Below are 1,123 nucleotides of genomic sequence, written 5' to 3'. Positions count from 1 at the left end.
CTTGGGGTGCGGCGTCCGGTGAGGCCTTCGGAGGGGTGTAGGGTTGGTCGGCACGCCCAACAATGCGTGCAGCGGACAGCGGCTACGCCGCGCGCGAATTGGGGTGCGAATTGCAAAGTTTGGTTTGAGTTGGCGGTGGTGGTTTTGCAGTCACCGCCGCTGCCGCTAACGCTCACGTTGGGCAAAACACGCATAGTACAAGGATGTCTTCAGGATGAAGAGACTTCAGATTATATTGCCTGGAATTTGTATTCTGGCCTTTCTATGTAGCTGCATCCCTGCCTCTCCCTTGCGGCCGATTTCTACACACGGTCACACCATCCCAAGTACTCCATCATCTATGTTATTACCATCGTTTACAGCAACGACAGAGTACACTATTCAGCCAACCGTTGAGCCAACACAACCAGAACAGTTGGCTCCATCGCTATGGTTCCCAGAAGTTGTGCAAAGTCCCAAACCTCTGAATTGGACTTCATGGAGCGATCCTGAGTACCAATTTGAATTCATGTATCCTCCAGGCTCAACGGTGTTGGCACAACAAAAAGAACCTTTTCTTCAAATTAATTTGCCAGTTACCCAAAAAACGTGCTATTCTTTTATGGAAGTTTTTGTGTCCAAAAACGTTGAGCAATGCAAAAGTCCGTATGAAATGCTACCTGGTGATTTTTCGCAGTCGCTTCAAACACCAATCAATGACATCAACTTTCTGTATCAAACAAGCAAACAAGGCGCGGCAGGTACATTTTATGAGTGGGAAGCTTATTCAACAGAACGGGATAGCGTTTGCATAAGCGTAAACTTCACACTGGCCTCCACTAGCCCCATGATGTTTGCAACACCTCCTGCCCCGTGCGACGAACAAAAGGAAAGAGAAGTCTTTGGTCTAATTATCTCAACACTTCACTGGTTGCCATAGAAATCTGCCCAACCCCGGTTGCAGCGGACAGCGGCTTCACCGCTCGCGAAAGCGGGCGCGAAATGCAAAGTGAGTAACGGGTTGGCGGTGGTGGTCGTGCAGTCACCGCCGCTGCCGCTGAGCCACACGTTGGGCGTGTGCAGGGGCTTTTTGTACGGCACGTTGACAGGATGAAGCGTTTGCGCCGAGTGGGCGCGTCCCCGG

At 51.0% G+C, this 1,123-nt stretch carries 3 protein-coding genes; 2 read left to right on the top strand and 1 reads right to left on the bottom strand.

Annotated features, from left to right (window positions below; translation table 11 throughout):
* Nucleotides 1–66 precede the first annotated feature (66 nt).
* On the top strand, nucleotides 67–270 hold the full coding sequence (locus tag D6694_15505) for a hypothetical protein (protein ID RMH33547.1): 204 nt from the start codon (nucleotides 67–69) through the stop codon (nucleotides 268–270).
* A 70-nt stretch (nucleotides 271–340) separates the two neighbouring features.
* Entirely contained in the window at nucleotides 341–919 is a 579-nt protein-coding gene (locus tag D6694_15500; GenBank protein ID RMH33546.1) for a hypothetical protein, read from the top strand.
* Here D6694_15500 and D6694_15495 read toward each other — a convergent pair.
* The coding region (locus D6694_15495) for a hypothetical protein (protein RMH33545.1) at nucleotides 904–1,123 on the bottom strand (220 nt) is incomplete at its 5' end. The two genes, D6694_15500 and D6694_15495, sit on opposite strands and share 16 nt — an antisense overlap.

The sequence above is a fragment of the Gammaproteobacteria bacterium genome (assembly GCA_003696665.1).
Lineage (GTDB): Bacteria > Pseudomonadota > Gammaproteobacteria > Enterobacterales.
Note: the sequence above shows the minus strand (reverse complement) of the source record. Positions and strands in the feature narration are given on the sequence as shown.

Excerpts from the sequence above, each read along its gene's own strand:
- D6694_15500 (RMH33546.1), top strand. The coding sequence starts at position 341 with ATGTTATTACCATCGTTTACAGCAACGACAGAGTACACTATTCAGCCA.